Origin of the sequence: uncultured Succinatimonas sp. (genome assembly GCF_905203285.1) — a bacterium.
Taxonomy (GTDB): domain Bacteria; phylum Pseudomonadota; class Gammaproteobacteria; order Enterobacterales; family Succinivibrionaceae; genus Succinatimonas.
This window is the reverse complement of sequence record NZ_CAJKVK010000011.1, coordinates 26,346-34,719: the sequence shown is the minus strand read 5'-3', so window position 1 is coordinate 34,719 and position 8,374 is coordinate 26,346. Positions and strand designations below refer to the sequence as shown.

Below are 8,374 nucleotides of genomic sequence, written 5' to 3'. Positions count from 1 at the left end.
TGTGCGAGGAAATTTTTGAGAGTCACGATGAGAAGCCAACCAGCAGTTTTCTTTATTCTCTTGTAATGGACAGCTATTCAATGGGATATTCTACATCATCATTTATTGATATGCCGTTAAATCACAAGGTTTTTCTGGCACAGTTTGATACAATCAAGCATTTAGCTGACACAGAGAGTTGTGTAATTGTAGGACGCTGCGCAGACTATATATTAAAAGACAATCCCAACTGTTATAACGTTTTCTTATTTGCCGATACGGATAAAAAACTTGATTTTTGCCTAAAGGAATATCATGAAGCTCATGACGTCGCTTTTGAAAAAATGCAGCAGATTGATAAAAGGAGAGCTGAACATTATCTTCACTATACCGGCAAAAACATTAAAGATCCTCATAATTACCAGCTTTGCGTTGATGTTGGAACCTTAGGTTTAAACAATTCATGTGATCTTATCTGTGATCTTGCAAAAACCAAGCTTAACCCCTCAAAATCCGCATAATAGAGCCGGTTTAGAACATTTTTTTCATAAAGCGTAAATTTTTCGTAAAAAAAACTTGCGCTTTATGTAAAAAACGCTATAATGCTCCCCGTCAAGTCGGTGATTAGCGTAGCCTGGTAGCGCACTATCTTAGGGAGGTAGTGGTCGCGGGTTCAAATCCCGCATCACCGACCATCTGACTTTTCCTTCCTTTTCTCCCTAAGTTTTATTTCCCTGCATTCCACGTAAAAATTTAAAAATGTTTATGTAGAAGATAGAAGATTTTGTCTGCATTACTTTAAAAGTTTTTCTATAATTATTCATCGTTTGCTTGTAATTCATTAAAAATAGAAAATCAAAACTCTTATATAAAATCCGTAAATGTTTTACGATGCTTTAAAAATATTAGGAATTAAAAACAGGTCCATAACGGCACGCCATCATATACGAGTAGCAAGAATCGGGTACTTTTTAGCGGGTTTCTCTATTGCTTGCTGGGCTCCTCTTATACCTTACGTACAAGAAATCTTAAATCTTTCTACAGCAGATGTTACCAAACTGGTATTTTGCATGGGTGCAGGATCAATATGCGGGATGATCTTGTCAGGCGTTCTTACCAAAAAACTCGGCAGCAAAATAACTTACGCGCTATCGTCATTCGGAACTTCGTTAACTCTGGTTATTTTGTCATTTATACCAAGTTTTAACGTAGTTTTTATCACCCTTTTATTATTCGGTATAAGTGTCGGATGTCTTGAAGTAGGTATCAATATTTACGGAGCCTTCCTTGAGAGACAATATAGATTGCGTTTAATGTCACCGCTGCATGCTTATTATTCCCTAGGTGAAGTGTTAGGATCGGCTTTAATCATTATGCTTCTATCTTTAAATTTACCTCCTCATTTTGCGATAACCAGCCTTATTGCAATCTTATACTTAACAGCCGCTTATTATGTTCCGTGTACTTTAAATATTAAAGAAAACAAAATTGACAATAAATCTAAAATGAAAAAATTCATTCTGCCCTGCTATCCGGTCACCTATCTTGCTTTAATTACTGCTTTGATATTCATTGTGGGCGGAGCGATGGTTGATTGGTCTGGACTTTATGTTTCAATAGAAGGAAATATCGACCTAAAATACGCCGCATTCGGTTATACGCTTGTTTCATTGTGCATGCTCTTATGCCGTATTTACGGCTCAAAGATAATTTTCAGCTTCGGACCGTTTAAAACTGCTTTTTACGGAGCAGTTATCTGCACTGTCGGACTTTTTATCGTCGTTTGCTTCCCCAACCTAATCATGATGAGTATAGGCTTTTGCTGTATCGGCCTAGGTATGTCAAATATCACCCCATTAAGTCTGTCAACTGCAGCCAAGCAAAATAAAATGCCTATCGTTTCAGCTGTAAGTTTTATTTCGATTTCCGGTTATACGGCACTGCTGTTAGGACCGGCCCTACTCGGAACCATAGCTCAAATATTTACCTTAAAAGGAACGTTTATATTCTTAGGCACAATAACGATAATAACCTGTCTTCTCATATTTTTAATTCGCAAAGAGTACGAGCATTAAAAGTATTTCACACCGCATCAGCATTAATCAGACACCACATATAAGAGCATAAGTAAAGCTTGACTTTATCTGTGTTTTTAGCTACCTTGCAAACGCCTTTGTGGGCTTTTCTTATTTCTTATAAATGAGGTTACCATGTCGGATAAACCTAATGCATCAGGCTTTTTAGATCGCTTTTTCGGTCTGACAGCCAAAAACACCTCAGTACGTACTGAAGTGATCGCCGGCCTTACAACCTTCGTTGCAATGGCATACATTATTTTCGTTAATCCATCCATCCTTGAGGCAGCAAAAATTCCCCATGAAGCTGCCGTCGCTGCAACTATTTGGACTGCTGGTATCTGCACATTGGTCATGGGACTTTTTGCCAATCTGCCTGTTGCTGTAGCACCCGGTATGGGGCTTAACGCCTTTTTCTCTTTCTATGTTTGCGGAACCTTAGGTCTTCCTTGGCAAACGGCATTAGGTGCAGTTTTCGTTTCCGGCATAGTATTTTTAATTCTGACCATAACCAAATTACGCCAACACATTATCGATTCAGTGCCAATGAGCTTAAAATGCGCTGTCGTAGTCGGTATCGGTATGTTCATTGCTTTTGTCGGTTTACAAGGATCAGGTATTGTCGTAGCCAATGAAGCAACCAAAGTTACCTTAGGAAGCCTTCGTGAGCCGTCTGTTCTCCTTTCAGCCTTAGGTATTTTGATTATCGGTCTGCTCCTTGCATTAAAGGTTCAAGGTGCAATGCTTATCGGCATCCTGGCTGTAACCATAATCGGAATGTGCTTGGGCATAACACCTGCCCCTACTTCCATTGATTCAGTAATAAGCCTTGATCTTCCCGCTTTTACTGAAACATTTATGGAAATGGATTTAATGGGAGCTGTTCACTACGGACTTGTTTCTGTTATTTTTACTTTCACCGTAGTCGAGCTCTTTGATAACATCGGTACTCTTATCGGTGTTTCACGCTCTGCAGGTTTAATGGATAAAGACGGAAAAATCGAGAATATCGATCGTGCTCTTTTAACCGATTCCTGCGGCACAATGTTCTCTGCAATCATGGGAACTTGTACCGTTACCTCATATGTTGAAAGTACAGCAGGAACCAACGCCGGCGGCAGAACCGGTCTTACGGCAGTAGTGGTCGGTATCTGCTTCATTCTTGCCATCGTTTTTGCTCCGCTTGCAGGCCTTGTTCCGGGTTTTGCTACCGCGCCTGCTCTTATTATTGTCGGTGCGATGATGATGAAGAATGTTTTACATGTAAACTTTGATGACTATTCAGATTCAATCCCGGCATTCCTTACTATCGTCATGATGCCTCTTAGCTACTCAATCGCTAACGGTTTCGGTTTCGGCTTTACAAGTTTTTGCTTGCTTAAATGCTTAACCGGAAAACGTAAGGAAATCACCCCTGTAATGTGGGTGGTTACTATCGTCTTTATGATTAGTTTTGCATTACATTGATTTAAATAAAGGCTGCCTTAAGGCAGCCTAATTTTTTATTTTACAAACTCAAACGCTATTCTTTGTCCATGCCCTGGAATATAGATAATTCCGCAACGCTTAAATTTAAATTTTTCCAGCAAATTCTGCATCGGTATATTGTTTTCATGTGTATCAATGCGAAGATGCCCATATTTTTCCTCTAAATATTTAATAATAAAGCTTCCTATTTTCCCTTCTCTAACCGTTGCAATGCGATGCACTGCCTTATACGAAGTATCAGACATCCATTTGCCATCTATATGATCATAAGCAGGTTCATGATCAAACAAAGCAAAAGTTCCGACCGGAGTATCCTCGTCATTTACACAGACAAAAGCTCTTTTACACTTAATATCCTGAGCTACATCCTTTGCTGTAGGATAATTTTGATTCCACTGCTGAGGATTTCCGTTTAAACGCATAAAATCACGTGCTGAATTAAAAATAGCATCAATAAAGACTAAATCCTTCTCTTGAGTTTCTCTTATACGCATTTATTTCTTCTCTTTTGATTTAAGCTGCGGCCAAAATTTTGCTAAAGGCTTAGCATCTTTTAGATCATCAATATTAATATCACATTCAGAAACAATACCTTTTTCATTATTTAATAGTCCGGCGGCAAAAAACAAACGCAAGCCGTTTTTAGTAATAATGAAATTATGGGGACTTAATTCTGTTGCAGCAATTACTACTGGCAGCATGTAGCTGCCATCTTTTTCAAATTTCTTTTGTACTGCCCGAGCGCATAGCATGGCTGCAGTTTCACTGTCTTCAAACAATTCATTAAATGCTAAAGACTTTTTCTTTTCAAGATCATAGTTAAAAGTCTCAATTGAAAATTCATCAGGATCTTTGGGCGTATCAATTTTAAAAAATGAATATAAAGTAGCAACAGGAATATTTTTGCTTAAATGCATAAAAAGTATAACGTGCTGAAATGAACGAGATCTGTCAATACTGGTAAAATCAGGCGAATCAAAATCTATAGACTGATTAAATCTTATAACCATCTCGCGTTCAAATCGCCTTGAGTAAGAATCAACAAGAAAGTCACAGAGATGAGATAAACGGTTGTCTTTACATAAAGGATCTTTTTTTACAAAGCTAGTAGTATAAGTTCGCTCAATGGTAACAACATCAGGATCTCCTGCTTTAAAAGCAAAAGGGGAATTCTCTGTAGCCGTAGCGCAATTAACGGTTAAAAACAAGCCGATAACAAAGTATAAATCACGAAGCTTACGCATATAAATCAATCCTGACAAACAAGATAAGGCAAATATAGCGCTTTTAACCTATCAAGCGAATAAACTGCATTTGCCGGACTTGTCGAAGGCAGATGAATAATTTCTGCTTTACAATCATGATTATAGGTTAAAAATAAATCTTTAGCTTTATTCCCGTTGGTAATTACACGTTTAATTTTAGGATAACGCAAAAGCAGGGAATTAATATCATTTGGTTTTACAGCTTTTATATTGCTGTCTAAACTCCCTTCCCGTTCACAGCTTTCAATTACATCAAAAAAAGCCAAATGAAGTTTTAACGCCGCTTGTTTTCTTTCCTCAATTGTTTTAAGTTCATCAACTCCGGCAATGGCAGCTATAATTTTCCACATGCGATTTTGGGGATGAGCGTAATAAAAACCATCTTGAAGGGATGCAATAGAAGGCATAGAGCCTAAAATCAAAATTCTTGAACCTTTGTTTATAAAAGGCTTTAATCCTGAAATTCTCATATTTTTACGCTTTTAAACAATCAGCCACATAAACAACTTCGTGCCCTGACTGTCTAACTAATTTCTCCAAATCATTTAAAGCAATATCAATGCTAAAAGCATTATCAAGAGGATGGCAATTTACAATTGCGTATTGCTTAAGTTCGACAGGCACAAAATATTTAAAGCGTATTTCAGTATCATTTAAAAGAGCCAAAGGACTAACCATTCCCGGCAATACTCCTAGCGGCTTTAAATCCTGACGCTCTCCAAAAGACAAACGCGAAGAACCGATATTTGAAGCTAAAGCCTTTAAATCAGCACTTTTATTTAAAGGAAGAGTAAACATAAAAAGATCGTGATGCTTATTTGTAAGCACAAGACTTTTCAATACTTCTCCGGCAGTTTTAGGCATATTGGCGAGATCTGCTTTGGAAAAAACTCTGTCGTGCTGATAAAGAGTAAAACTAACGCTTTTAGTTTCTAAAAATTTTAATAACGAATCTTTATTAAACATTTTTATTCGGCATAGATAAGAATTTAAAAATAAGTGCACCTAAAACAAAAATTGCGTTAACAAAAGCACAAAGAAGGTAAACACGCAAAGCAATAAAAGCAAATGACCAATCAAAATAATCTTGATTCAAAATCATAGCTTGTACTGCATTTAACTTAAAAACGGCAAAAGAACGCTCTACAACAATAAACACACAAACACAAGCTGCATACAGCACAATAAAGCCGGGTAAATTTAATAATAGAGCCTTTAATGCGGTTTTAACTATGTTTGAATCTTTATTGATTAGAGAATATGCACTTAAGCTTAGAAATGTTATTAAAAAAAGAACAATAAGCGCACAAACAGCAAATAAAAAGGTTATTGAACGAGCATAGTCAGCTTGTAATGCAGTACCGATTTGAAGAGTATTTAAATTCTGTGCCTGAGAAATATAAAGAGCCGTTAAAGAGTCAATCTTAAATAACAAAAAATTAAACAGCAAAAACAAACATATACAATATATTGCCTCAAAGACAAGAAGCGTACCTATATGCTGACTGATAAAAGACTTTAAAGAAAAATCCTGCTTAACTTTAACGCAATGTGATTTAAAAATTAAAAGAGCCCACAGCATCGGGGCAAATAGTGAACAAGGCAAAGAGAGAATAAAAATAAAAGGACTTATAGTAAAAGCGCTTAAATCTTTTGCGCTGCCGGTAAGTCCTTTTAATATTGCATATAACATACCGCCTGTTCCGACGGACACAGGCGGTTTTATCAAAGATTTATCAGACATTCATTCCCGAAGCTAGAATAGCGATAATAATCATGATCTGCGGTGACAAAATACGCAGGAACATAGTTACCGGGTAAACAGTTGCATAACCTAAGGAAGAAGCTTCAGGGTTCGAATGCAAGCCGTTAGCAAATGCCAAAGCAGGCGGATCGGTATAAGAACCAGCTAACATACCGCTTAATACCAAGTAATTAACTTTGGAAATCTTGTAAGCAAGGATACCTACAACGATAAGCGGGATGAAAGTTACCAAAGTACCCCAGCACATCCAGCTAAAGCCCGGACCTTGAGTTAAGGTCTGCCAGAAACCTGATGCGCCGGCGTTAATACCGACGATTGAAAGGAACAAAGTAATACCGATTTCACGTAAAGCTGACAAACCGGCAGTAGGAATGTCCCAGTGCAAAGTATTAAATGTCCAGGTTGAACCGAAGCGTGACAACAGAATCGCCATTACAAGAGGGCCGCCGGCTAAACCTAATTTCATCGGGGTAGGAACTCCTGAAACAGGGATCGGGATATTGCCTAACAGAATACCTAAAATCAAACCGATAAAGATAGGAAGCATGGCAACTTTATGCAATTCGGCATTGGAGTTACCGACAACAGCAGCAGCTTCCTTAATATTCTTTTCCTCACCGATTACGTTCAATACGTCACCGAACTGCAGTTTCATATCGGGAGTCGGAACAAATTGTACGCCTGAACGAATGAGGCGGGAAGTTACCAACTGGAATCTGCTGTCAAGATGCAATGAACCTAAAGTTTTACCGTAAACATGGCGATTAGTAACAGCAAGGCGCTGTACAGTAATCTTAGTTCCACGGGTAGTTAAAGTTTCAGCAGAGGTCTGACCGATTAGCTTAGCACTGTTTCCGATATTTGACGGAATGCCGACCAAGTGCAGAGTATCACTTTCCTGCAAAATAAGATCGTGATGAGGAACCAGCAATTCCTGTCCGCGCTTAACGCGGGAAATAACTACAACCCCCTCTTTTACGCCCGGAAGATCAATGATCTTCTTACCAAAAAAGTCTTTATTAAGGAGCTTGACGTTAATAGTAGTAACGCTGGGAGTACCTGCAGTCTTGCTCTTGAAATATTCATCAGCGGCTTCGTCGATATTGATACGGAAAACAAGACGAATAATGATGATGGTTGCCAAAATACCGCAAACACCGAAAGGATAAGCCATTGCATATGCTGACGGCACCAAAAGCTCATTAAAACCGGTAACTAGAGGATCATATCCTTTATCGGCAAGAGCCACAGACATATCACGAATCATCTGTGATGCTGCACCTAATGCCGGAGTGTTAGTAACGGCACCGGAGTAAACACCGACCATGGCGTCAATAGAAAGGATTCCGGCAAAGTGCAGACATAATGCGATCGTGCAGTTTAAGAAAATAATAAGAACTGCCCAACCTACGAGTTTTGCACCCATGCTGCGCAATGACGAAAAGAAGCTCGGACCAACTTGGACGCCGATTGCATACACGAATAAAATAAGACCGAACTCTTGAACATAACTTAAAATATGACCTTCACTGGTAAGTCCTTCTGCAGTTCTTACAGTCAGGCCATAAAGCTCATGTGAGAAATGTCCAACAAAAATTCCGGAGAATAAAACACCGCCGATACCTAAGCCGATGCCGCGATATCGCACGGAACCGAGCAATATTCCGAACACTGCGGCTACGGAAATTGCCAAAGTTAAAAATGCGATTGTAGACATAAAGGATCCTTCTATCTCACCTGATGGCAGGCAACAAATCATAAAAATTTTAGCAGATCTGCTCTATAAGTGGATCTTTCATAGA

At 38.5% G+C, this 8,374-nt stretch carries 9 protein-coding genes and 1 tRNA gene; 4 read left to right on the top strand and 6 right to left on the bottom strand.

The window, feature by feature from the left end:
- The 4 genes from QZ019_RS02475 to QZ019_RS02460 all read left to right on the top strand — a co-directional run.
- A partial coding sequence (locus tag QZ019_RS02475; protein ID WP_295482033.1) for an AAA family ATPase occupies positions 1 to 500 on the top strand: 500 nt, incomplete at its 5' end.
- 97 nt (positions 501 to 597) lie between these two features.
- Positions 598 to 674: transfer RNA gene (locus QZ019_RS02470), tRNA-Pro, on the top strand.
- 186 nt (positions 675 to 860) lie between these two features.
- On the top strand, positions 861 to 2,054 hold the full coding sequence (locus tag QZ019_RS02465; protein WP_294565994.1) for an MFS transporter: 1,194 nt from the start codon (positions 861 to 863) through the stop codon (positions 2,052 to 2,054).
- A 135-nt stretch (positions 2,055 to 2,189) separates the two neighbouring features.
- Positions 2,190 to 3,521, top strand: a complete 1,332-nt coding sequence (locus QZ019_RS02460; RefSeq protein WP_295482032.1) for an NCS2 family permease — start codon at positions 2,190 to 2,192, stop codon at positions 3,519 to 3,521.
- A 35-nt stretch (positions 3,522 to 3,556) separates the two neighbouring features.
- On the opposite strand, the gene QZ019_RS02455 is transcribed toward QZ019_RS02460, so the two are convergent.
- Genes QZ019_RS02455 through QZ019_RS02430 form a run of 6 tightly spaced genes read right to left on the bottom strand, consistent with a single transcriptional unit; the run spans position 3,557 to position 8,289 of the window.
- Positions 3,557 to 4,036 (bottom strand): hypothetical protein, encoded by a 480-nt coding sequence (locus QZ019_RS02455; protein ID WP_295482031.1) that lies wholly within the window; start codon positions 4,034 to 4,036, stop codon positions 3,557 to 3,559.
- Positions 4,037 to 4,786: a hypothetical protein gene (locus tag QZ019_RS02450; protein WP_294565985.1), complete on the bottom strand. Its 750-nt coding sequence runs from the start codon at positions 4,784 to 4,786 to the stop codon at positions 4,037 to 4,039. It abuts the gene before it with no gap.
- A gap of 5 nt (positions 4,787 to 4,791) precedes the next feature.
- Positions 4,792 to 5,277: a DNA-deoxyinosine glycosylase gene (locus tag QZ019_RS02445; RefSeq protein ID WP_294565983.1), complete on the bottom strand. Its 486-nt coding sequence runs from the start codon at positions 5,275 to 5,277 to the stop codon at positions 4,792 to 4,794.
- Between the two features lie 4 nt (positions 5,278 to 5,281).
- The gene (locus QZ019_RS02440) at positions 5,282 to 5,773 is read right to left on the bottom strand and encodes a YbaK/EbsC family protein (RefSeq protein WP_294565980.1); all 492 of its coding nucleotides are present in this window, start codon (positions 5,771 to 5,773) and stop codon (positions 5,282 to 5,284) included.
- Entirely contained in the window at positions 5,766 to 6,551 is a 786-nt protein-coding gene (locus tag QZ019_RS02435; protein ID WP_295482030.1) for a hypothetical protein, read from the bottom strand. The genes QZ019_RS02440 and QZ019_RS02435 overlap by 8 nt, the downstream gene beginning before the upstream one ends.
- Complete coding sequence (locus QZ019_RS02430; RefSeq protein WP_294565976.1) at positions 6,544 to 8,289, bottom strand: putative transporter; 1,746 nt, start codon at positions 8,287 to 8,289, stop codon at positions 6,544 to 6,546. Before QZ019_RS02430 ends, QZ019_RS02435 begins: the two co-directional genes overlap by 8 nt.
- Positions 8,290 to 8,374 lie beyond the last annotated feature (85 nt).

Coding starts and splice junctions, on each gene's coding strand:
- QZ019_RS02465 (WP_294565994.1), top strand. CDS start 861: ATGTTTTACGATGCTTTAAAAATATTAGGAATTAAAAACAGGTCCATA.
- QZ019_RS02460 (WP_295482032.1), top strand. CDS start 2,190: ATGTCGGATAAACCTAATGCATCAGGCTTTTTAGATCGCTTTTTCGGT.
- QZ019_RS02455 (WP_295482031.1), bottom strand. CDS start 4,036: ATGCGTATAAGAGAAACTCAAGAGAAGGATTTAGTCTTTATTGATGCT.
- QZ019_RS02450 (WP_294565985.1), bottom strand. CDS start 4,786: ATGCGTAAGCTTCGTGATTTATACTTTGTTATCGGCTTGTTTTTAACC.
- QZ019_RS02445 (WP_294565983.1), bottom strand. CDS start 5,277: ATGAGAATTTCAGGATTAAAGCCTTTTATAAACAAAGGTTCAAGAATT.
- QZ019_RS02440 (WP_294565980.1), bottom strand. CDS start 5,773: ATGTTTAATAAAGATTCGTTATTAAAATTTTTAGAAACTAAAAGCGTT.
- QZ019_RS02435 (WP_295482030.1), bottom strand. CDS start 6,551: ATGTCTGATAAATCTTTGATAAAACCGCCTGTGTCCGTCGGAACAGGC.
- QZ019_RS02430 (WP_294565976.1), bottom strand. CDS start 8,289: ATGTCTACAATCGCATTTTTAACTTTGGCAATTTCCGTAGCCGCAGTG.